Origin of the sequence: Frankia umida (assembly GCF_023242945.1) — a bacterium.
In the GTDB taxonomy this organism is placed as follows: domain Bacteria; phylum Actinomycetota; class Actinomycetes; order Frankiales; family Frankiaceae; genus Frankia; species Frankia umida.
Genome location: NZ_JALKFT010000011.1, coordinates 138,707 through 161,829, shown reverse-complemented (window position 1 = coordinate 161,829; position 23,123 = coordinate 138,707). Strand labels below are relative to the sequence as shown.

At 69.9% G+C, this 23,123-nt stretch carries 13 protein-coding genes; 4 read left to right on the top strand and 9 right to left on the bottom strand.

Annotation, left to right across the window (positions count from 1 at the left end):
- Nucleotides 1-194: 194 nt before the first annotated feature.
- On the top strand, nucleotides 195-3,392 hold the full coding sequence (locus MXD59_RS13410; RefSeq protein WP_248825018.1) for a tetratricopeptide repeat protein: 3,198 nt from the start codon (nucleotides 195-197) through the stop codon (nucleotides 3,390-3,392).
- Nucleotides 3,393-3,426: 34 nt separating this feature from the next.
- Here MXD59_RS13410 and MXD59_RS13405 read toward each other — a convergent pair whose 3' ends face one another.
- From MXD59_RS13405 to drmD, 7 genes are all read right to left on the bottom strand, one after another.
- Entirely contained in the window at nucleotides 3,427-3,693 is a 267-nt protein-coding gene (locus tag MXD59_RS13405) for a hypothetical protein (protein ID WP_248825016.1), read from the bottom strand.
- A gap of 163 nt (nucleotides 3,694-3,856) precedes the next feature.
- Nucleotides 3,857-4,603 carry a DISARM system phospholipase D-like protein DrmC gene (gene drmC / locus MXD59_RS13400; RefSeq protein ID WP_248825015.1) on the bottom strand — a complete coding sequence of 249 codons (747 nt, stop codon included), beginning with the start codon at nucleotides 4,601-4,603 and terminating at the stop codon, nucleotides 3,857-3,859.
- 4 nt (nucleotides 4,604-4,607) lie between these two features.
- Nucleotides 4,608-6,722 carry an MrfA Zn-binding domain-containing protein gene (gene drmB, locus MXD59_RS13395; protein ID WP_248825013.1) on the bottom strand — a complete coding sequence of 705 codons (2,115 nt, stop codon included), beginning with the start codon at nucleotides 6,720-6,722 and terminating at the stop codon, nucleotides 4,608-4,610.
- 1 nt (nucleotide 6,723) lies between these two features.
- Entirely contained in the window at nucleotides 6,724-10,434 is a 3,711-nt protein-coding gene (gene drmA / locus MXD59_RS13390) for a DISARM system helicase DrmA (RefSeq protein WP_248825012.1), read from the bottom strand.
- Complete coding sequence (locus tag MXD59_RS26970) at nucleotides 10,434-11,447, bottom strand: type IIL restriction-modification enzyme MmeI (RefSeq protein ID WP_308301701.1); 1,014 nt, start codon at nucleotides 11,445-11,447, stop codon at nucleotides 10,434-10,436. The genes drmA and MXD59_RS26970 overlap by 1 nt, the downstream gene beginning before the upstream one ends.
- Entirely contained in the window at nucleotides 11,438-14,614 is a 3,177-nt protein-coding gene (locus MXD59_RS13380; RefSeq protein ID WP_248825010.1) for an Eco57I restriction-modification methylase domain-containing protein, read from the bottom strand. Before MXD59_RS13380 ends, MXD59_RS26970 begins: the two co-directional genes overlap by 10 nt.
- Nucleotides 14,611-17,778, bottom strand: a complete 3,168-nt coding sequence (gene drmD / locus MXD59_RS13375; RefSeq protein ID WP_248825009.1) for a DISARM system SNF2-like helicase DrmD — start codon at nucleotides 17,776-17,778, stop codon at nucleotides 14,611-14,613. Before drmD ends, MXD59_RS13380 begins: the two co-directional genes overlap by 4 nt.
- Before the next feature lie 172 nt (nucleotides 17,779-17,950).
- On the opposite strand from drmD, the gene MXD59_RS13370 reads away from it, so the two are divergent.
- From MXD59_RS13370 to MXD59_RS13360, 3 genes are all read left to right on the top strand, one after another.
- Entirely contained in the window at nucleotides 17,951-18,715 is a 765-nt protein-coding gene (locus MXD59_RS13370; protein ID WP_248825008.1) for a helix-turn-helix domain-containing protein, read from the top strand.
- A gap of 202 nt (nucleotides 18,716-18,917) precedes the next feature.
- Nucleotides 18,918-20,042, top strand: a complete 1,125-nt coding sequence (locus tag MXD59_RS13365; protein ID WP_248825007.1) for a hypothetical protein — start codon at nucleotides 18,918-18,920, stop codon at nucleotides 20,040-20,042.
- 136 nt (nucleotides 20,043-20,178) lie between these two features.
- The gene (locus MXD59_RS13360; protein WP_248825006.1) at nucleotides 20,179-20,988 is read left to right on the top strand and encodes an SDR family NAD(P)-dependent oxidoreductase; all 810 of its coding nucleotides are present in this window, start codon (nucleotides 20,179-20,181) and stop codon (nucleotides 20,986-20,988) included.
- A 99-nt stretch (nucleotides 20,989-21,087) separates the two neighbouring features.
- Here MXD59_RS13360 and tnpB read toward each other — a convergent pair whose 3' ends face one another.
- On the bottom strand, nucleotides 21,088-22,440 hold the full coding sequence (tnpB, locus tag MXD59_RS13355) for an IS607 family element RNA-guided endonuclease TnpB (protein ID WP_248825004.1): 1,353 nt from the start codon (nucleotides 22,438-22,440) through the stop codon (nucleotides 21,088-21,090).
- A complete protein-coding gene (locus MXD59_RS13350) occupies nucleotides 22,437-23,012 on the bottom strand; it encodes an IS607 family transposase (protein ID WP_248825003.1) in 576 nt (191 codons plus the stop codon). Before MXD59_RS13350 ends, tnpB begins: the two co-directional genes overlap by 4 nt.
- Nucleotides 23,013-23,123 lie beyond the last annotated feature (111 nt).

The window sequence follows — 23,123 nt, the reverse complement described above, 5'->3', positions numbered from 1 at the left end:
TGGCTTTCCCTTCTGCATTTCACGATATCCAGCTCCTCGGCGCCGAGCACCCGACGCTTCTGCGCACCCGCCACCAGCTCCGGCCCCTGTCCGCCGCCTTGAGACTGTCCCCATCCGCGAGAGCGCATGCTCCTCCCGTCATGGATTACACCGGGCAGATATGTCAATTCACGTGACTATGTCATGCTGATCGGGTGACCGGCGGGGGCGGGGAGGGCGCTCCCGACTGTTTCGTGTCGTACGCGCAGGACGCGCGTCCCTGGGCCGAGTGGATCGCCCACACCCTCGAAAGCGAGGGCCTGCGGGTCGCCATCGACTGCTGGGACGTGGTGCCCGGCACCCACCGCATCGCCTGGCTCGACCGGTCCACCAGCGACGCCCGCCAGACCATCGCCGTGGTCTCCGACGGCTATCTGCGTTCCACCACCGCGGTGGACGAGTGGGCGGTGGCCTGGTCCGCTCGGCGCGACTCCCCCGGACGTCCGAAAGGTGACGGCGGGCCTGAGGAACATGGCCGGAGACTGTTGGTCGCGCGGGTCACCGACCAGCCGATCCCCGGGCTGCTGGGCCAGATCGCACCGATCGACCTGGCCAACCTGAGCGCTCGCGTCGGACGGGAGGCGCTGCTCGGCGCCGTGTGGGGGGATCGCCCCGGCCGCGACACCCGCGAGGCCCGCGTCGGCGCTCCGCCCCGGCATCCCTACCTGGCGCCGCATCCCAGCGAGCTGCCCGCGGTGTGGAACGTGCCGACGCCACCGGCGGCGCTGGTGGGCCGGGAAGCTTCCCTCGCCCGGGTGGACGCGGCGCTGGCCCGGGCGCCGCTGGTCGCCGTCACCGGCCTCGCCGGGGTCGGCAAGACGAGCCTGGCCACCGCGTACGTCCACGCGCACCGCGCCGAGTTCGACGCCGTCTGGTGGGTGCCCGCCGCCCGGCCGCAGCTGCTCGACGAACGCATCCGCGCCCTCGCACCGGAGCTGGGCCTGCCCACCCACGCGCAGCCGGCCGCCGTGCTCGCCCAGCTCGACCGCGCCGACGCCCGCTGGCTGATCGTCCTGGACAACGCACCCGACGCGGCCCTGCCGCGGTGGCTGCCCGTCCCGGGGCCGTCCGGGTCGGGCCGGGTGCTGGTGACCTCCCGCAATCCCGACTGGGAACGGCTCGGCATGACCGTCGCGCTGGCGCCGCTGGAACGCCGGGAGTCCGTCGCGCTGCTCACCGACCGGGTCACCAGCATCGAGGCGACCGTCGCCGGCCGCATCGCCGAGCAGCTCGGCGACCATCCCCTCGCCCTCGACCAGGCCGCGCACCGCATCCTCGCCGGACGGTTACCCGCCGAGACCTACCTGGCGGAACTCATCCGCGCCCCACGGCGTCTGCTCGCCGAGGGCGAGGCCCCCGGCCGCCCCGGCATCACCGCCGCGAACCTGTGGGACGAGTCGCTGCGGGCGCTCGCCGCCGACTCCCCCACCGCCGTCGAACTGCTCCGCCTGGTCGCCCGCGCCGACGCCCAGGGCCTGCCGCTACGCCTGCTCACCGCCGACCCGCTTACCCTCACCGACCCGCTCGCCCTCGCCGACACCGTCGGCGCCCTGGAACGCTCGGGCCTCGCGCACCGGGACGGCCCGTCGGTCACGGCCCACCGCCTGGTCCGCGCCGCCGTCCGCGCCGACACCGACCCCGACCACGCCACCGACCTCACCCACACGCTGCGCCGCCTGCTGCGCACCGCCCTGCCCGAGCAGATCACCGCCACCCCCGACGCCTGGCCAGCCTGGCGGGAGCTGCTCCCCCACGTCCTCGCCTCCCTGGACGGCCCCGACGACGCTGACGACACCGACGGCACCGAGGGCCGTCTGGCTGCGGCCAGAACCGGCGCGGACGACGACCTGCACGCCGCCTGGCTCGCCGAGCATGCCGCCGCCTACCTGGTCGAACACGGCCAGGGCCGGCATGCCCTGCCACTGGCCCTGCGGGCCGTCGAAACCCGCGGACGCCTCCAAGGCCCCGAGCATCCCGACACCCTCACCGCCGGCGCCACCGTCATCCACGCCGCGATCGCCGCCGACCGCCTCGCCGAAGCGGGCCCACTGGCCACCCAGCTGCTCACCGAACGCCGCCGCATCCTCGGCCAGGACCATCCCGACACCCTCGCCAGCGAGGCCACCCTCACCACCGTCTACGAACGTGTCGGCCGGTTCGACCGCGCCTTGGAGCTCATCCCCCACACCCTGGCCGACCGCACCCGCCTGCTCGGCGCCGAACACCCCGACACCCTCGCCACCCGCCACCAGCTCGGCCGCGCCCACGACGGCGCCGGCCACCCCGACCAGGCCCTCGAGCTGCTGCGCGCCGTACGCACCGACCGCCGCCGCCTCCTCGGCGAGGACCACCCCGCCACCCTGGAAACCACCCACCAGCTCGCCGTCACCTACAGCCGCCGCGGCGCCTCCGGCGACGCCCTCCCCCTCCTCGAACGCACCCTCACCGCCCGCACCACGGTCCTCGGCGAAGACCACCCCGACACCCTGCACACCCAGCACCGCCTGGGCGTCGACCTCGCCCGGGCCGGGCGTCGCGACGAGGCCGAGGGGGTGCTCGACGACGCTGCCAGGCGACGCGACCGGGTACTGGGCCCAGAGCACTCCGACACCGTCGAGAGTGTCTTCCGCCTCGCCCAGGTACATGTGATCAGTGGCAGGCTGGAGACGGCGGTACCCCGCCTCGAGCGGGTGCTCGCTGCAGGCAAAGGCAGGGATGGCCCGGCGTATCCGGCGACGAATCCTGCCCGGGAGCTGCTTGCCGCGACCTACCTGCGGCTCGACCGGCCCAGCGATGCCGTGCCCCACCTCGAAGTCGCACTTGACCGACACGTGCAGGTCCTCGGTGAAGCGCACCGCAAAACGACCGAAACCCGAGCCGACCTCGCCACCGCGCTACGCCGCAACGGCCAGTACGAGGAGGCCATACCGCATGTGGAGCGGGCACTGGAACATCGCGCCCGAACCACTGGCCTGGCGGACTCCCGCACACTGCGCACCGCGGACGACCTCATCACCATCTATCGCGCCGCCGACCGGCGGCACCTGCCGCGCGCCATCGGGCTCAGTGAGCAGATCCTCGCGGTCCGCAGAGAGGTTCTCGGCCGCCCCCACCCGGATACCCGCGACAACGAGCACAGCCTCGGCGAGCTGTATCGCCTGGCGGGCAGGCCCCAGGCCGCCGTCGATCTCTACCGCGACGCGTCGCGCGAGCGGATGCGCGAGGAAGGCCCGTTCCACCCGGACACCATCAGGGCCCGCCGGGCCCTGGGTGACGCGATCCAGGCGATCCGGCAGGAGCGTGGTCCCGCCGAGCGTCCGTTCCAGCCCGAGCCGAGACGGGACCACTGGTGAGCGACCGCGTGCAGGCCGGTTTCTAGCAGCCCGCTCAGCCTCGGTCGTCGCCCTCTTCGCGCTCAGTCTCCTGCCGCTCCTCCCGAAGCTGCTGCAGGATCTCCTCAGACCATCGCTCGTCGGCCTCGGCAGCAAGCTGGTTGGTCACGTCGTTGCCGTGGCGGGAATCCCAGATTCTGCTGGACCCGCCGTCCCAGTCCACAGGACGCAGCGACGTGCTACTCCCGTCCAGTACCTTGGCCTCACTTCCGGGAGCGTCGGAAGCGGACTGGTCATCCGTCGAATCATCAGCCTTCGACATATGTCTCCCTCCGACGGCCAGGCCAGAGGTCATCATATATCACATATCTCGATATATCATATATGCGATATTGAGAGACCGTGTCAAGTTCTCATATCCCAGCGCCCCGAGTTACACGTGCGGCATCGGTGGACAACGCAAAGAAACCAACGTACCGGCAATTTCACCGCCGCTGGCGAGCAGCGATGGCGGGCGTGACGTGGCCGAAGAGGGTTCCGTGCTGGGCGCGCAGGGTGGATTCGACGGTGGCGGCGAGGGTGGTGTCGTGGACGAGCAGGCCAAGTTCGATGTTGGTGGTTTCCGCTCGGTAGGAGAAGTTCGCGCTGGTCGTCAGCACCACCGCATGGTCGATGACGATCATTTTCGCGTGGCTGACCAGGGGGCGGGGCGTGCCGGGCAGCGTGGTGGTGGCGAACACCGTGGCGGCTGGGAGGTGGTCGGCGACCTGCTGTGGGGTGCCCGCGACGGCGTCGACGTAGACGGTGACCGTCGTCTCGGGGCGCAGTGACGCGGCCCGCAGCGCGTCCCACATTCTGGAGCGGGGGGTGAAGTTGTAGCTGGCGCAGGTCACCGAGATCCGCGCGCCGTCGATGAGGCGCAGCACCTCGCTGGTCAGCCGGCCGTGTGTGGTCTGGGGTCCGGGCATGGTCCACACCGGGGTGATGGTGGTGCGGATGGAGCGCGCTCCGGCGATGGCGTGCAGAATCGCGACGGAGGAGGAGACGTCGGCATGGCCAAGGCCGGCGGCGCGCAGTAATCGTCCCGCCTCAGGACGACGAATCCGGGTGATCTCCCGCAGGGCGCCGGCCGTGCTTTCGCCGGCTTCGAGCGCCACGGCGAGCCGCTCGGCCTCGTGCGCGGTGAGGAACTCCCCGAGGGCCCGGTGCGGATCAGCGGGGTCAGACGGCATCGAATCAGACGGCATCGGTGGTGCCGAAGAACGCGGGCACGGTCTCGCCGTTGCTGGTCGGCAGGCGCAGCAGGAAACGGCGGTCGAGGAAGCGGTTGGCCTTCTCGCAGGACGTCTCGGAGGCGAAGCAGCAGCAGTGGCAGGCCGCGCCGTGCAGGAAGTCCTCGGGATCGCGCGGCACCCGGCCGGCGCAGACGGGGTCGGACGAGCAGCGGCTGGCCCGACGCAACGCCGAGACCACCAGTGACTGCAGGCGCTCCGGTTCGCTGAGGGCGACCAGGCCGCCGAGGGTGCCTTCGCTGTCGGCGGCGGTGGTGGCGATGAGCAGGCCGGCGGCGGCCGGGCGGGTGTCGGTGGCCGGCCAGGCGTAGAGGCGTTCGCTGAGGCTCGCCGCGCCGTACCCGCAGGCCATGGCCATCTCGCGGATCAGCAGGTGGGCGAGGGTGTGCACGAGCCAGTAGCGGGGAGCTGGCAGCCGGGTGGCGGGGTCGACGAGTGCCGCGGTGACGGAGAAGCGGCGGGTGAAGTTGCGCTCGTGCGCCTGCTGGTGGGCCTTCCAGACGCTGGTCTGCAGCACCTGGGCTTCCCACGCGGCCACGGCGGGTTCGTCGAGCTGCAGGAACACGCCTTCGCCACGGTCCTCGGTCGCCGGGACCCAGGTCGGCGGCCGCGTGGACAGTTTGACCAGCCGACCGCTCACATCAGCGACCCGGTCGAGCTCGTCGATGCGGGTGAATCCGATCATGGCGTTGATCTTCTTCATCCGGTTGACGGCGATGACCCGGCTGATCGGCGCGGGCAGCCGGTCGCCGGTGGGCTGCTCGGTGACCATGAGTCCGCTGGCGTTCTCCTGGCGCGCGAACAGGCTGGGCTTCTGCAGGTACTCCCATTCGGGGACGAGCAGGTCCACCGGATCCCAGGTACGCAGCCGCTCCTCGCGTTCCTCCTCGTCGGGGGGTGGAGCGAGCGCCTGGACGGCGGCAGCGAGCAGGTCCTCGTCGCTGACGCCGGTCAGGTCGGTGCGGCGGTCGAGCATGGTGCGCAGGATGCCCGGGAGTGTCGCGACCGCCGTGATCTCTTCAGCTGAGCAGGCGGTCCGCAGGGTGTCGGCGAGGATGGTGCGCTGTTCGCTGGTGGTGCGCGGCATGACGATGACGGACTGGGTGGCGGAGAACCACAGGTTCGACGCACCCATCATGATCAGTTTTGTCTGGTTCTCGCAGTTGCGGTCGAAGGCGTTCAGGTGCGGGTGGCGGCCCCGGCAGGTGGGGAGCTTGCGCTGCCCGGAGTCGCCCCGGGCCTCACCCATGCCGCGGGTCGTCTGGCACGCCTCGCAGCGCATGATGGCGCTCGCGCCCTGCCCGATGTTGGTGTCGATGAGCTTGAGCTGTGGTGCCTCGGCTCCCTTCGGGCAGTCGTTCCCCCGATGGACCCACAACGCGTAGGGGAACTCGTCCAGATGGCCGTCGTGGCAGGCCAGCAGATAGCGCGCGGGCACCGCCGGGCTGCGCCGTTGCCGCTTCTTCGGCGCTTTGCCCTTCCCAGCCGCGCTGGGCTGGTTGTCCGTCTGACGGCGCCGGCCGGGGCAGCCGACATGTTCGAAGCAGGCGAGGTCGGGCCGGAAGGGATGGGTGTTGGTGTATTCGAACCGGGCGAGTGGTCCGAGGAAGTCGCAGCCGGTGCAGCGCATCCACTGTGGAAAGACCCGTGCCGGAATGCCCAGGTCACTGCCGTCGGCGGAGCGGGCGTGTGGCACCGGCTGCCAGGGAAACGGGCGTAGCTGTCTGACCTTCGGCAGCAGGATCCGGATGGCGTCGAGCAGCCGCGGTTCGTCGATCTGGGGGACGAACTGCCGGCGCCGCCAGATCGGCTCCCAGTCCTCCAGGCCCGCCGGCATGATGGAGAACTGCGGCAGATCCATGATCGATCCGACGCCGAAGGTGTACAGCAGGGCGGACGGGCGGGCCGAGCCGACCTTGGCCCGGTTCTTGACCTGGGCATCCTCGGCGTCGCCGAGCGGGTCCAGCGGTCCGGACGAGGCCAGCAGCATCGTCGGCGCGTCCATCGGTGTCGCCGCGGGTGCGCCTGCCGGGGGCGTGCCGGGGTCGGGTGTGGTCATCTCAGTCTCCCTGCGCCGGTAGCTGCCAGGTGGGGGCGTCCGGCGGGTCGATGACGGCCAGGCGCTGGGGCAGCGGGGAGACGAGCAGGTTGATCTCCGGCTGCACCTCGCGCATGGAGTTGGCGACGACGAACGGGGGCCGGGGCAGTCCCGGTGGATGCGCCCGGCTGTGCTCCGGGCTGATCATCAGGGCGCTCAGCGCCTTCGAGTCGCCGACATGCTCGTAGACGAGGGTCTGCCCGGCACCCACCGCATGCTGGCGCCGGGCGCTCCACTGGTCCAGTCGGTTGGCGAGGCGTTGGCCCACCTGATCGGCGATGGTGTCGCTCTGCGCCGCGGCGAGGATGCGGGCGCGCAGCCGGGTCACCAGTGCGTCGAGTGCGTCCCGTTCCTGCTCGACGCGCCAGGCGTCCCGCTCCGGCGACAGACCCTGCTCGCCGAGGTGGCCCTGCATGACCCGGGCCGCGGCGACGAGTACGCCGTCGAGGCCGCGTTCCAGGGCCGTGGGTGAGAACGGCGTGACCGACAGCGCCTCGACCTGGGCGTAGAAGGTCTCGTGGTAGTAGCGGAACTGTTCGTAATGGGCAAGGTCGCGAGGGCGGGCCCAGTTCCCGAGCGCGACGACCAGGCCGGGGCGCCGCTGCGGGTCGCGCCCGACCCGGGAGGAGGCCTGGATGTACTCGGCGGTGTTCTTCGGCTGGCCGACGACGAGCATCAGACCGAGGCGCTGCACGTCGACGCCGACCTGCAGCATCGAGGTGGCGAGCACGACGTCGAGCGGACTCGCGGATGGCTTCGGGCTGGGGTGCCCGGCGGCCTCCGCCGCGATCCGGGCCTGCAGCGCAGCCGAGGTGTAGTAGCCCGGGTCGAATTCGAGCGCGAGCGCGTCGAGGGTTCGACCGATGTCGGCGGAGGCGATCCGGGCGGTGAGCTCCCCGGTGTTCAGGTAGCCGAAGGAGCCGTAGCGGCGAGGGAAACCAGAACCGCGCTTGGGGCTGCGCACCCGGGTCTGGACGTCGTCGCCGATGTAACGGGACATGCCGGCGAGTTCGCGGGTGGCGTTGAAGTAGCCGACGAGGGTCATGTACGGGTCGGCGGCGGCTCCGCTGCGGTCGAACAGCAACTGCCCGGCGGACAGCAGCACCTCGGCCACCCGAATCTCCGCGCTGGACAGTCGCACCCCCTGCGCACTGATGCCGATATAGCGCCGGCCGGGGTTGTCCGGGCTGATCGGGACCTCTTCGGAGAAAAAGGTGTCCGCGACATCCAGCACCTGCGGCGGAAACATCCGCACGCGCCGGCCGTAGAGCGCGCGCACCTGTTCCTCGGCGTTGCGGACGGTGGCCGTGGACGCAACGATCATGGGCTGAACGGGTCGGCTGGCCGCGTCCCGCCAACTGCAGAGCGTTTCGACCGCGGCCTCGAACAGGCCGACCGTGGTGCCCAGCGCCCCGGTGATCAGGTGCAGCTCGTCCTGAATGATCAGATCCGGCGGGCGCAGCCGCGCCACCGGCCGCACCCCGGCCGCCGGGAGGCCCTTCTCGGCCCGGTGGCTGGTCTTGATCGAGCATCCGGCGTAGTCGGGGTGCGCGTAGCCGTGCCGGCCGCAGCGACCCGAGACGTAACCGAACAGCGAGGCTGCTTCGCCCTCACGGGCGAGGCGGGCGAACTTGTCCACCGTCGCGATGACGAAGGCAGGGGTGAGCCGGTAGATCTCCTCGTCGACGGTGAGGACCGGCAGGCCCTCGTCGACGCCGCCGCCGCGGGAGAACGGGCAGCGGCCCAGGTCGTCCCCGCAGTAGACGAACACCCGGCGGGTGGCGGCATCCGCCCGGACCTGCGCCGGGGTGATCGGAGTACCGCACCAGGGGCAGCGCTGGATCTGTAGGACGGTCAGCCGGTAGCCGCTGCCGTACTCGTTGGCCTTGCGAAGCTGTTCGTTGGCTTCGTTCCAGCGTTTGGGGCTGACGTCGGTGCCGACCCACAGTCCGATCCGGAACGGCTCGTGGCCCCAGCGTGCCTCGTCGGCGCGGCGGGCCAGTTCGGCCGCGCAGATCATCGCGGTGGCCCGCTGGAACTGCTGGGAGGTAAGCAGCCGCAGCGTGTACCGCATGAGGACACTGACACCGTCGCGCCCGTCGAGCGGGCCGTCCGCGGTCTGCAGCACACCCTGCCGGCGGCGGATCGCGAGCGTGTAGGCGGCGAGCCCCAGGTATGCCTCGGTCTTGCCACCACCGGTCGGGAAGAACAGCAGCTCCACACCGGCCATGTCGCCACTGCGCGCCGGCGACGTCGGGTCGGTCAGGCCGGGCAGTTGCAGCAGGATGAACGCGAGCTGGAACGGGAACCAGGACGCCGCCGCCGGCCCACGCGCCTGCACCCGCTCTCTGGCCTCCGCCAGGGACAGCCCGGCGGTGGAACTACGCAGGGCGGCGATCTGCGACTGCAGCCGCTGGTCGCGCATGACGGCGTTCATGAAGTGGAAGCACTCCAGCGCCTGCGGCTCGATGACCAGGTGCTCAAGCCCTGCCGCGAGCCGGGCATGAATTCTCCGCGCCTCGTGCACAGCCTCGTCGGCGTCGGTGCGCAGATGGGCCGGCAGCGTCGCAGCCTCGTTGGCGCGCGCGTCGAGCCAGTTGCCGTAGCCCTCGACCAGTGGACGGAGCCCATGGCGCAGCTCGTCGGTGGTGGCGTGGGCCAAGGCGTCCATGGACAGCAGGGCGTCGGCCACCGAGCCGGCTCTGGTCTGCGGGGTCTCCGCGGTCGGCAGCCAGGTCGTCCACACCGCACTCGCCCGGCGCCCGCGCGGCTCGGCCGCCCAGTCGGCCGAGCAGGTGCGGCCAATGGCGAACTCCAACCGGTGCCGGTACTGCAGGTCGAGGCGGCGGACCTCCTCGTCGTCCTCGGCGCGGTCCTGCTCGAGGACATCACGGACCGGTAGGAACACCGCCTCGCCCCCGGCGGCCACGTGCAGCCGGGTCTGGAACATCCACTCGGCGACCGGGATCGTCGGCGGGGTCACCTTGTCATTGCACAGGGCGATCTCCACCAGCTGGCGGCCGAACCGCTCGTCCTCGTAGACGTCGATACGCAGGCACACCTGCTGGCTGAGCACCCGGGTGTGGGTGCGGCCCGGAGTGAGCTCGGCGAGCCGGACGGGCTCGACGATCTCCACCGGAGTGCGCCGGTAGGCCCGCAGCGGACGGCCCTTGCGATCGACCTCCTCGGTGGCGACGCCCTCGTAGATGCCCCACGACGCGGTCACCGTGACCTCGGCCAGATCGGCGGGCACCTGAAAACGCAGCCCCATCGACGCGGGGATCATCAGCCCCTGCTGGGGTGCTCTGTCCTCGTTACCGTCGCCATCCTCGCTGTCGGCCGCACCGTCTTCCGCCGACAGTGCCGGGATGCCCTGCTGCGTGGTCGGCCCCGACAGGTCATCGCGGGCAGCGGCCAGCGCCTCACCGTCCTCGACCGCGGCCTCATCGATCCGGTTCTCCGCGAGCTTCACCGGCGCGATATGCCCCACCAGGTACATCTGGCGCGGGCTGATCGACAGCAGCTCCTCGGGCCCACCTGCAGGCCCCAACAACTCCCGCTCCAGGATGTCGACGAGGTTCTCCCGAACCGTCACCGACGACCCGTCCGGCTGGTGCGCCAACCGGTACTCCGGCACCAAGCGCGCCCCCGACGGCGGTGCCGAACCCACCATCAGAACAACCCTTCCTGTGCGTGCTGCCCATCCACCTCAGCCGCCGCCTTCTGCCCGCCACGCCCTTTCCTACCAGCGGGCACCGACAGTTTCTGCTCCTCCTTCGCCCGCCGCAGGTTCTCCTCCAGCAACCGATCCATCAGCTCCACCCGCGCCGCCGGACTCACCGTCCACCGCCGCACCTGCCGATACGTATGAAACCCATGCCCCAACTCAACATCCGACCACCCATACGCCGCCACCACAGCCTCATCTACCTGCACATGCAACGCCCGCATCAGCTCGACGTCCTCGTCTCCGACCACATCCGGATCATTAAACAAGTTATATAGCTTCGTTAGCCCAAGGCCCCGCGAAATCAGAATATCCGCCCTCCTCTCATTCAACTTAACACCCAGACCTTCAAGGTGATGCGTAGAACCAGGGAAGGGGAAAGTCGAGAGCGCCCCCTTAGGAGAATAGCTAACATCGAGGCGCATAGTCGGACTGTATTTAACAGCCCACAATTGATGCAAACTCGACGACAACACAGCTTGATCGGAAAATGAGTCGGTTGCAAATACAACAAGCTTCTGGTCAAATACCTGACCATTCGAGACCATCGTCGGCATGACCGTCTTGCTCACCTGCGCCATAACAAGCACGGACTCCATGCCTCCGATCGCCCTCCGCAAGGCTGGCCTCTTCTCCGCAAACTGCCACCAAAAATCTCGATATATTTTGCGGCTATTCCGACTCCTCTCAGGCTTAACCGTCTCAAGGACTCGCCGGTACGGATCTACGTACGACGCCGCAGTATCCAAATCTAGATCATTGAAGTCGATCACCCAGCGAGATCCGGAGTGATCAGGACGCGAGTTGAGGTCTTCGCCGTTCAGATATGGGCGAATAATTTTCCCATATCGATCATCGAATTCGATCCAGGCCAGCGCAGTTTCAGGATCTAGAACGAATCCAGGCCCTAGGACAACGCACCCCTGAAAAGCAAGATTTGCATTCTCCTTCAATCCCACAGGGTTCCGATCAAGACGCCCCGTCGACTCCAAAAGACTGGAGATTTTTGCCGTGTATATACCATCGGCTTCACGCGGAACAGAACTATCCACGCTACCAAGAGTCCCCAAACCTCCGCGTACTCCAGATGTGCTGTTGCGGAAGGCCAAGTTCCGCTCTGAACTGAACGAGTGATGACAAATCCGCGATCCAAAATTTGCTCAAGGCCCACGTCGCGAGTAGCACCTTGCGCAACGGTGTTAGTGCCCACAAGGCCAAGAGTTCCGATTTCGCCAAGAATATCGGCCACCCGGAGAAGAAAATAGGCGACTAAGTCTGCGCTGCCTCGGGCACCGCCGGCGATTTGGTGCACGAACCAGTCGCGGACGTTGGTTCCCATTGCCCCGGTGAGTTTCTGGCCACCGAGGAACGGAGGGTTGCCGATGATGGCATCGAAGCCACCGTGGTCGACCATGACGTCGGGGACTTCGAGGACCCAGTGGAGGGGCTTCCAGCGGTCGTAGTCGGTGGGGACGGTGGGGGTGAGGCCCTTGGCGGTGATGGCGTCGAGCAGGGTGGAGTCTGGCTTCTTGCCTGGCCCCGGGAACGCCTCGGCAACGGCGGTCCGGAGATTCCCGTAGGCCTCGTCGAGCTGGCGGCCTGGTTTGCCGCCGAGCCAGAGGCCGGCGGCGATGATGGCGTCGGCGACGACGGTCTGCTGGCGGGTGACCTCGTGTAGCCGGGCCAGCTGGCGCTGTTTGGCGTTGGCGTTGCGCTGGGGGTCGTCTTCCTGGACCTCGCTGGCCAGGCGGCGGCGGATCTCGATGGCCTGCTGGATGACGTCGTCCAGCGGCTCGTCGCCGAACCGGGCCTGCTGTGGGCGGGTCGGGTCGATGTGCAGGGCCTTGAGCTGGCGGATGTCGGTGAGGCCGAGCAACGAGTTGCCGTGCAGGATCTTGTCGTCGACGAAGGAGAACGGCAGGTCCCGGTCGAGGGACACCAGCCACAGCGACAGTTTGCACATCTCGACGGCCATGCCGTTGATGTCCGCGCCGTACAGGCAGTTCGCGACGACGGCGCGAATCGCCCGAATACGCAGGTCGGTGCGACCACGGAGGGCTGGGTCCTGCCTAACCTGCGCCTCGACCACCCGGTCGGCAAGATAGCGGGCGGCGGCGACCAGAAAGGCGCCGGAGCCGGCGGCGATATCGGCGACCTTCAGCGACAGCAGCTCGTCCGAGGTCTTCAGCTTCCATCCGGTCTCGTCCGGCGTCTGATAGGGACCCGGTGCGTAGCACAGCGGCTGGAGGGCGTGGAAGACGACTTCTTCGGCGAGGTTACGAGGGGTGTAATGGGCGCCGGCGTTGCGCCGTGACGGGGTCTCGGTGACAGCCATCCCGCCGCGCAGGATGACGGTGGGCCGGCCACGTAGGTCCCGCCGCACGATCGGCATCCAGCGCAGCAACCGGATACGTAGCCCGGCACTGTCGGTGGCCGCACGCAGGTGACGTTCCGCGGCGTCCTGGCTGTCGCTTTTCGCCAGGGCCCGGGTGAGTGCCGAGGCGCTGGCGGCCTTCGCAGCTGGCTGATGTGTCTTCACCCAGGCAAGGACCGCCGCGACCAGTGCGGCATCGGTTTCGTGCTGGCGGGAAAGGTCTTCCAGCACCTCCAGCGGGATTTCTGGTTCGGCGCCTGGTGCACCTGCCAGACCCAGCAGGGCGATGTCGGTGACGACCGTGCAGGTGTAGCCGAGCAGGCCCTCGTAGATGTAACCGATCTGCTCGACGTCGATGTCGCGGAAGGAGATCCGGCGGGCGTCGGAACCGCTGAGGTTGGCGATCTGCACCGAGCGCAGCACATGCAGCATGACCCGGTCGGGGATCGGCGTGGCGAGCGAGCCGCGTTCGCCGACGGCACGCAGGAACGGGAAACGGCCCTGGCCGAACAGGGATCCGCCGTAGGCGGGAATGCGCACGTCCTCGAAGGACGCGCCGCGCGACAGTGCCCGGGCGGTGGCGAGCAGCCGGTGCCAGGTGAGGAAGGTGGCATCGAGGGCCTCCTCCCCGTCGTCGAGGGCGCGGCGTTCCAGCGCGTCCAGCTCGCCGCTGATGCCGTAGCCGGCGGTGAACAGATGGCTCTGCGGGAGCAGGCCGCGTTCCTCGGCGAACAGCAGGAACACCACCTGCATCATGACCGTGACACATGCCTCGTAGACGATGTGCCCGTCGGCGGGCAGCGGGGCGGCGCGACCGTGGCGGCGCGCGTCGGACTGTGCCTCGGAGAACGCGGCGACGAGCAGTTCCACCGCCTGGCGAACCTGGGAACCGAGCGCCTCGGTGACCTCCTCCGCCGCGGCGACGGATTCGGCGAACAGCACCGGGAGCCGCTCGTTCGCGGCGCCACCGACAAGATGGCGACGGTGGATCAGGGTGAGGAACGCGTCGCGGGTGCGGGTCTCCTCAGTCCAGGCGAAGGCGTCCACGATGCCGGAGGCGACCATGACGCCGGGCTGGGCACAGACCAGCGCCCACCAGCGGCCGTCGGTGACGATGCCGATCGGCACGCCACCCTCGTGCAACATGTGCGCCATCCGGTCGAGCGGGCCCGCGGCCCAGCCGTCCGTGCCACCCGCCCGCAGGTCCTCGGTGGCCGGGATGACGCTGACCAGAGCGCCAAGGCCATCCGGGCCGGCCAGCGCGGCGGTGGGTGTCACCTGGATCTGCCGGTTCGGGGACTGTGCCGTGGCCTGCGGCGCGGCGGCGGCGCCCCAGGCGAGCATGTCCTGCCAGCCGGCGACGGCGGCGAGGACCGTGCGGACCCATGTGGTCTGGGCCTCACCGAACACCGTCCGGGTGGATTCGCTGCTCGGGTCGTCGGCGCGGTCCAGCGCCTCCCAGGCCCGTTCGAAGATGGCGCGGGCGGCGTTGAGGGTGTCGCGGGTGTCCTGGTCGAGCGTGGGGACTCCCTGCGGCCACAGCCGCTTCAGCGGTGGGACGGCGAGGAACGGGCCGTCGGTGTCGACGAGGTCCAGCCATGACCGGTGCAGCTCCGCGGCACTGGGCTCGCGGCGCCGAGCGGACGCCGTCCCGGCTCCGCGGGAAACGCCGGCAGGGCGAATGTTGCTGGCCGGGCGGGTGCTGGCGAGACGGGAGCGGAGGGCGCGACCGGACGCGCGAGGGGCGCTCACCAGGAACCGGCCTGGGCCGCGTCGGCCTCGGTCAGAGCGAACACGACAGCGGCGGCGCTGATGTGTGGTTTGACCTCTTCGTACCGTTGGCTGATCGTCGCCACTTCGCGGGTCTCCTCTCCGACGAGCGATTCAAGGCGTTCCCGCATCGCCTGGATGTCGCGGCGACGTTGGCGTTGCTGGTCGTCGGGGAACAGGGCCAGCTCCGCCTCCATCTCCGCGGTCGTCAGCTGCTCCAGCGACTCGGTGAGGTTGCGGGCGAATGCCTTGTAGATCCCCTGGACCCGCCGGATGTCGGACTCCTCGCGCCGGGCCAGCTGGTCGCTGACCCGCCGGTGGTGGGCGTCCGCCCGGGTGGTCATCGACTCCAGCAGTCGGATACGCAGCGGTGAGTCCGGCTCGTTCCAGGTCTCGGCCAGCGCGGTGCGGATCTCCGCGTCAGCGATGCGCAGGTCGGTGGCGTCCAGGGCCTGGTCGAGGTGCCGCTCGGCGCGTTCCTCTGCCATCGCCCGTCGTCCACGCAGCCGGACGCCGGCGAGGAAGACCTCCTCGTGCAGGCGCAGCCCGCCCCGGCCGACCAGCACCATCCGGGTCACCGCGGCCACAAACGACTCGGGCAGGTCGGGGACGACGACGGCGCTGACCCGGTTCAGCGGCGCGTCTGCGCTCCACAGCGAGCGGCGCAGCAGCCGCTGCGCCCGCGTCACCAGCGGATGGCCCAGGTGCACGTGGACGAGATGGTGCAGGGCGCCGGCCTCCTCGTCGAAGGTGATCGGTCGCAGCTGGCCGGGGGTGAGCACGGTGTCGAGGCCGGTCAGCGCCGGCAGCCAGGCGGGGCTCAGTTGCGGCACGGTGAACACGGCGGCGTCGGTGTCCTGGTCACCGGTTTCCACCAGCGGTGGCTGGTGGTCGATGCGCAGGGCGGTGTCGACGACCCGGCGTAGGTTCGCCGGTGTCAGGTGCAGCCGGGCACGCTCGTCGTCATATCCACGTTCCAGCGCTGTGAGCTGGGCGTTGAGGTCCATTCCGCCTTTGAGCGCCCGGTTGATGACGGCGTTTCCATCGACGGGGTCACGCCGACGGCGCGCGGGTGCCCGTCCGGTGAAGTGTTCCTGGATCTCGGTGCTGATCAGCTGGTTGACCGAACCCAGATCGGACGCGATCGTCGCGACCTTCTTCGCGATCATCCCCATGAACGCGAGATCGGCGCCGTAGGTCTCGGACGAGGCCGGGGGCGCGAAGTAGAAGATCTCCGGCCGTCGGTTCTGCCCCCAGCGGTCGATGCGGCCGATCCGCTGTTCCAGGCGGGACGGGTTGAACGGCACATCCAGGTTCACCAGCCGGTGGCAGTACCACTGCAGGTCGATACCTTCGCCGGCCGCGTCGGTGGCAAGCAGAACCCGCACCTTTTCCTGCGCCGGGTCGGCGGTGAACCGGGCCCGGATGACCTCACGTTCCTCCGGTGGTGTCGAGCCCTGGATGACCGCGAGGACATCCGCGTAGCCGAACTGGCTCAGCACCCGGTGCGACCAGTCGATGGTGTCGGCGTATTCGGAGAACACCACCACCCGCTCGTTGGACCATGTCCCGGCCGGCCGGCAGATCGCGTCCAGCTCGACCATCAACGCTTCCAGACGCGCGTCCGGGCGGTTCTCGTATCCCCGACCCCAGGCCGCGAGCCGCTCCAGCTCGCCTGGCCCGGCGGCGACCAGCGGATCCGTGGACTTGCTGGCCCGGATGTGGTTGGCCTCCTGCTGCTCCCAGAGGCCCTCCTCCTCGTCGGCCTGCCCCTCGCCGAGAATGTCGTCGTAGTCGGGATCGGCCAGGAGCTGGCCAACGACGTGGGCGGCCAGATACTGCTCCAGGGTGGTGGTGAACGCCCAGGGGCTGGACAGAAAGCGCTTCTTGAACAGCATCGTGGTGATGTCGCCGGACGGTCCACGTCCGTTCGCCCGGGCGCTGTCGTGCAGGATGCGTGCCAGCAGGGCGAACATCTCCTGCTCACCCGGGTCAGGCTGCACCGGTAGAGCTCGGAACTGCCGGCGCTGGAAATCCTTGTGGGGCAGGTCGCTCTTCAGCCGGCGCACCGTCACGTCGCGCAGGGCCGACTCGTCGAGCCGGGCCCCGCGGGAGAACCGCCTGGAATCGATCATCTCCATCAGAGCGGTGAAGGACTCCGGATGCCCGTTGTGCGGGGTCGCTGACAGGAACAGGCGGTGTTCGCACCTGTTCGCGAGGCCGCGCACCGCTTCCGTGCGCTGGGTGTCGACCGCGTAGCCGCGTCCACCGCCGACCACCGACGGGCTCGCCGGCGCGACGTGATGCGCCTCGTCCACCACGAGAATGTCGAACGCGAACCGTTTCGCGCTGTTGATCTGCGTGGTCTGGCCGTAGACGTCACGCAGCATCCGCTGCGCCCGTACCCCGGGCAGCCAGGCCAGGCTCACGATCACCCGGGGGAACAGCAGGAACGGGTTGGCGTGCAGCCCGTAGGCTCGGCGGACCTCCCGCAGCCGCTCGCTGTTGATGATGGTGAAGTCCAGGCCGAACTTGTCCCGCATCTCGTCCTGCCATTTGAGCGCCAGGCTCGGCGGGCAGACCACGATCGCCGTGCGGGCCCGGTGGCGCAGCAGCAGTTCCTGGATGACAAGGCCCGCCTCGACCGTCTTGCCGAGGCCGACATCGTCGGCGAGCAGCAGGTTGGTCCGGGCTGAGGACAGTGCCCGGCGCAACGGTTCGAGCTGGTAAGCCTCCACGGTGACGCCGCTGCGAAACGGCGCCTGGAAACTCCGGTCGTCGGCGGAGGTCACCGCACCCCAGCGCATCGCGTCCACGAAGCCGGCGAGCAGGTTCGGGTCGTCGAAGCCGTCGGCGTTCAGCACTGTCGGCAGGCCCTGGTCCGGGGTGATCGTGTGGCCGACCTCGAGCTCCCAGACAACGGTCAGCTCCTCGCCGAGCCGGTCCTCGTCCAGCGCCTGCAACGTGACCACGTGGTTCAGCCCGGGCACCGCCTCATCGCCGGGGCTGCGCGGAAGGCCCTGCTCGGCGACCAGGGCCACCGCCCAGGTCGAGCCGCGGACCTCGACGACCTGCCCCTGCTCCGGTACTGCCGGCGCCGATCCTCCAGCGGCAGCATCAGGGCGCGGACTCGCGGAAACGGTCATTTTATTGATTTTAACGACAATATGATGCGGCCTGTAGCCGGGCCTTCGCTTTGCCGACCCGACCTGTGCCGCAAAGGAACATATCCGGACACTTTGCGTCCATGTCACGCCGTGCACAGACGAGCCCGCCCGTTCGCGAGGGGCGGCGCGGGGCCCGTTAGGGTGATCGTCCATGAGTGACGTCGAGCTGCGGGAACGGGTGGCGGCGCTGCGGGGCGAGGGGAAGTCGCCGAAGCAGATCGCGCGGATCCTGGGGGTGGCGCCGTCCGTGGTGGCGCCGTTGGTGCGGGCCGCGGCGGTCCAGGCGCAGGCTGCGGCCGGGGAGCCGGCGCTGGTCGGCTGCTGGATCAATACCGGGTGGAGTCGGGGTCTGACGGTGGATCCGACGCGCGGCTGGGTGGACGCGGCCTTCGAAAGCGGCGACGCCCACGGCGACGGGGCCGGGGCCGGCGGCGCGGTGGAGCCGATCGTCATCGACGCCCGTGACAGCCTCGGCGGTCTGGTGACGGTGCTGGTCGCCCGGGCGCACCGCTGGGGCAGCGTGTCGGTGTGCGGGTACCTGGCGGACGTCTACTGCCTCGGGGTCAAGAACGCGATGGGGCCGGACGTCATGACCGACGTCGAGCTGCCGCATTTCCGGGAGCAGTACTTCAGCAGCCAGGACGGGTGGCAGGAGGCGCCGCTCGAGCTGGCCGCCGATCTGGTGCTGGGCTCCGTCGAGTACGCGCGCGGGCTCGGGTTCGAACCGCATCCCGACCTCGCGGCCGCCGTCGGCCACCTCGGTGCGTGGGCGGGGCCGTCCGCGATCACGTTCGGCAAGGACGGCCGGCCGTTCTACATCTCCGGACCGTACGACGACCCTCGGCGGGTCATGCGGACGTTGCAGAGCGCCTCGACCGACGCCCCGCCCGGCATCGTCCTCAGCCCGGTGGGTTGATACCGACGCCAACACCGACGCTGACGCCGACGGCGGATCGGATGGGGGCGTGTCGGCGGGCGACTCCCCCACCTGGACGCCGGAGAGTGATTTTCTAATTTCATAGCGTCGCCATGAAGGCGGCCGGGCATCCGTCCTGGAGGCTGCGATGCGCTCGAGGCATGCGGTCAGAACGGCGGCGGCGACAGCAACGACGGCGCTGGTGGCCGCAACCGTCGCCGCGGTGTCCGCCGGAGTGGCCGTCGCCGCGACGCCCACCTCGTCCACGCCGACCGCCGCGCCGACGACGACGGCAGGCGCACCGCCGGCCACGCGCGTGCCACCCGTCCCGAGTGTGCCCGTCGTCCGGACCGTGCCGCCGGTCGATCTCGGGGGTCTGCCCGGTCTGCGCTACAGCAGCGCGACCGCGATCAACGATCGTGGGGACGTCGTCGGCTCCGGTTACAGCGGGTCTTACGACAGCCATGGCTTCAGCTGGTCGCACGGGGTGCTCACCGCACTGCCCGACACCGCGCGGGCGCCGTTCAGGATCAACAACGCCGGGCAGATCGCCGGCACCCTGCCGGGGCGTTTCTACTCCCCCGGTTTCGTGCGCCGTCCCGACGGCACCGTGGTCGCCCTCGACTTCTCCACGTCCGACCAGAACGAGCGGGGCGAGGTCGTCGGGACGGGTCCGGTGGCCGGCGGTGGGTCGCACGCGAAGCTCTGGCGCGACAACCACACCTTCGACCTCGGCGCCCCCGCCGGTCACACCAGCGACGCCCGGGCCATCAGCGCCAACGGGTGGATCCTCGGCGAGGTCCAGAACAGCAGCCGCAGCGACGACTACTTCGCCCGCTGGATCCACGGCCGCTGGGTGCCGCTGCCCACCCCGTCCGGCTACGGTTCGGACATCAACAGCCGTGGTGATGTCGTCGGCTGGGCCACGAACGCGGACGGCGTCACCCACGCCATGCTGTGGCAGGGCGACCGCGCCATCGACCTGGATCCCAGCGATCCGCTCAGTCAGGCGGTGGCCGTCAACGACGCCGGCCAGATCCTCGGCGACACGTTCGATCCCGTGACCAACATCGGACGCATCCTGCTCTGGGACCATGGCCAGCGGTTCGACCTGGGCACCTTCGGCGGCCTGTTCGCCCGGCCGATCGCCCTCAACGAACGCGGCGACGTCATCGTCGCGACCAGCACCGCGGCCTTCCGGCGCGCCAACGGCCGGACCGTCCAGCTCGGCGGCTCCGCCAATCCGACGGCGATCAACAACCGCGGCCAGGTGGTGGGCTCCATCCTGCTCCCCGGCGACACCAGCCACGCCGCCCTGTGGAACTGAGCAGCCGACACCAACAGCACCGGCGGATACCGGCAGCGCGACCGCTTGTGCCACGCTCGCCGCAGCGGCTATATCTGACGTAAGGCACCTCACATCGAGGTCGCGTCAGCTCGGCGTCGCGGCGGAGGCGGGGCAGATGGATCTCGGACTGGGCGGGGCCAGGGTCGTCGTCAGCGGCGGTTCGAAGGGGATGGGCCGGGCGGCCGCGGAGCGCTTCGCCGCCGACGGCGCCCAGGTCGCGGTGCTCGCCCGCGGCAAGGACGCGCTGGAGGAGACCGTCGAGGCGCTGCGTGGGCTCGGCTCGCCGGACGCGCTCGGGATCCCCACCGACCTGACCGACGCGAACTCCGTGCAGGCCGCCTTCGACACGGTCACCGAGCGGTGGGACAGCCTGAACGTCCTGGTGAACGCCGCCGGCCCGGTCGAGGTCGGCGTCCGCCCGTTCGACGAGCTCGACGACGCCGAATGGCTGGCCACCTTCGACATCGGCACGCTGAGCGCGGTGCGCTGTGTGCGCGCGGCGCTGCCGGCGCTGCGGGCGGCCGAGTGGGCGCGCATCGTCAACGTCAGCGCCCATTCCACCCGGCGGCAGTCCCCGCGGCTGGTCGCCTACACCGCGGCCAAGTCGGCGCTGACCAGTCTGAGCAAGAACCTCGCGCAGTCGCTCGCGCCCGACGGGATTCTCGTCAACACGGTGTCGCCGGGGTCGTTCCTGTCCCCCGCGCTGAAGGGGTATCTGCGCACCCTCCCGCCCGAGCGGGGCATCGACCCCGACAGCCTCGCCGACGCGATGCGCGTCATCCGGGAGGACTACGACCATCCGGCCTTCCTGCCCCGCGCCGGCGACCCGACCGAGATCGGCCCGGTCATCGCCTTCGTCGGTTCCCGCCTCAACAGCTACATGACCGGCGCGAACATCAACGTCGACGGCGGCAGCGACTTCTGACCCGCGCCTCCACCGGCGACACCCGCCAGACCCGTGTTCCAGGCCCGTCCAGATCTGTTCTTCGCACCCGTCCACATCCGTAGCTTGCACCGTTGCGAGTCATGGAGCATGAGTAAGCCTCTGTCTCGCAGCCGTCCTCGACAGGACGGCGCTCCCGGTCTGATCCGCTCGCGCGGTGCCGGGTTCCCGCTTCGTGGGCACCTGCCGCGCGAGCGCGGTCTCACGGTCGCCTCCACGGGCGTTTTCCGTCTCCAGCGCACTGCCGGCGACGAGGTGACGCAGGTTGACTGCGGCGTTCAGGTCGCGGTCAACCACCAGCCCGCAGGACGGGCAGATGAACGTACGGTCGGCCAGGGTCAGGCTTGGGTTTCGCCCGCCACAGTCGGAACAGGTCTTGCTCGAGGGATACCAGCGGTCCGCGACGATCAACCGGGAGCCGTACCAGCGCGTTTTGTAGAGGAGCTGGCGGCGGACCTGCGCCATGGCGGTATCCGCGATGGCACGGGCAAGCCGCCGGTTGCGGACCATCCCTGCGACGTGCAGGTCTTCCACCACGATCACGCTGTGGGTCTTCGCAAGCCCGGTGGTGAGCTTGTGCAGCCCGTCGTGGCGCTGGTGGGCGACGCGGGCGTGGATGCGGGCGAGCCGGGCGACACGCTGGCGCCGTCCCGCGCTGGCGGACTTCGACCGGGCGTAGGCCCGCGAGGCTTTCCGCAGGCGGCGCAGCGACCCGGCGAGATGCTTCGGGTTCGCCACCATCTCCCCGGTAGACAGCACGGCAAGGTGCTTCACGCCCAGGTCCACCCCGACCGGCCCGGCACGGCGCTGCCGCCGCGACGGGCCGCCAGGCATCTCCCGGTCGACCTCGACGGTGAACGACACGAACCAGCGCCCGGCGGTACGGGACACGGTCGCGCCGAGCAGCCGGGCCCGCCCCTGGGCCAGCCGGCCGGTGAGCGCACCCATTGGTTCGTGGACCTTCACCCGGCCGATCCGAGGCAGTGTCACCAGATGGTCATCAGCCGGGCCATAGGCGCCGGTGGTGTACCGGAACGAGTCGCGGGCCTTCCCACGCTTCTTGAACCTGGGGAAACCAACCCGCTGGCCCTTCCGCTTTCCCCTGCGGGAGTCGGTGACGTTCTTCAACCCGCGGGCGAGCTGGTCGAGCCCGGCGGAGAACGCCTCCTTCGAGCACTCGTCCCACCATGGGGCGACGTCCCGCTTCGCGGCGTTCCAGGCGAGCCGCAGCGCGGGCAGGGTCCACGGCACCGGAGTCAGCGCATCGCCGCCCAGCCCGTAGGACTGTTCGGCGTCGCGCTGGGCAAACGCGGCCTTCACCCGGGCCAGACCCCAGTTGTAGGCGAACCGAGCCGCCCCCGCGTGGCGATGCAGGTTCGCGCCTTGGGCGGCGTTCGGGTCGAGCGCGAACCGGTACGCCTGCAACGTCTTCACGCCGGGCCGTCCTTCGTCGCCTCGGCGACCGCACGCCGGGCGCGGTTCGCGGCAGCCCGGCGGCCATACAGCCGGGCGCACATCGACGTGAGGATCTCGGTCATGTCCCGGACCAGGTCGTCATCACCCTCGGCGGGGTCGACAACCAGCAGTTCGCGGCCGTTCGCCGCGAGCGCGGCCTCGACATATTCGGCGCCGAAACGGGCGAACCGGTCGCGATGTTCCACGACGATCGTGGACACCGCCGGGTCGCGTAGCAACGCGAGGAACTTCCGGCGGTCGCCGTTCAACGCGGAACCGACCTCGGTGACCACCCGGTCGACGGGCCGGCCCTGCCCGGTAGCCCATGCGGCGACCCGAGCGACCTGCCGGTCCAAATCCGATTTCTGGTCGGCAGATGACACCCGGGCGTACACCGCGGTCAGCCCGGTCGGCCGTTCCACGGCTTCCGGCTCCACCAGGATCAACCGACCTACCCGCCGGGCAGGTACCGGCAACTTGCCTTCTCGAAACCAGCGGTACGCGGTGACGTGATGCACGCCCTCACGCTCAGCCCACTGCTTCAAGTTCACTCATGCATCATACCGCATACTCAAACTGCGGCAGTTGACAACCCCTCCAGATCTGTGACTCGGGGCCGTCCAGATCCGTGCTTCGGGTGGCCTGGAGGACCGCCTGCACGT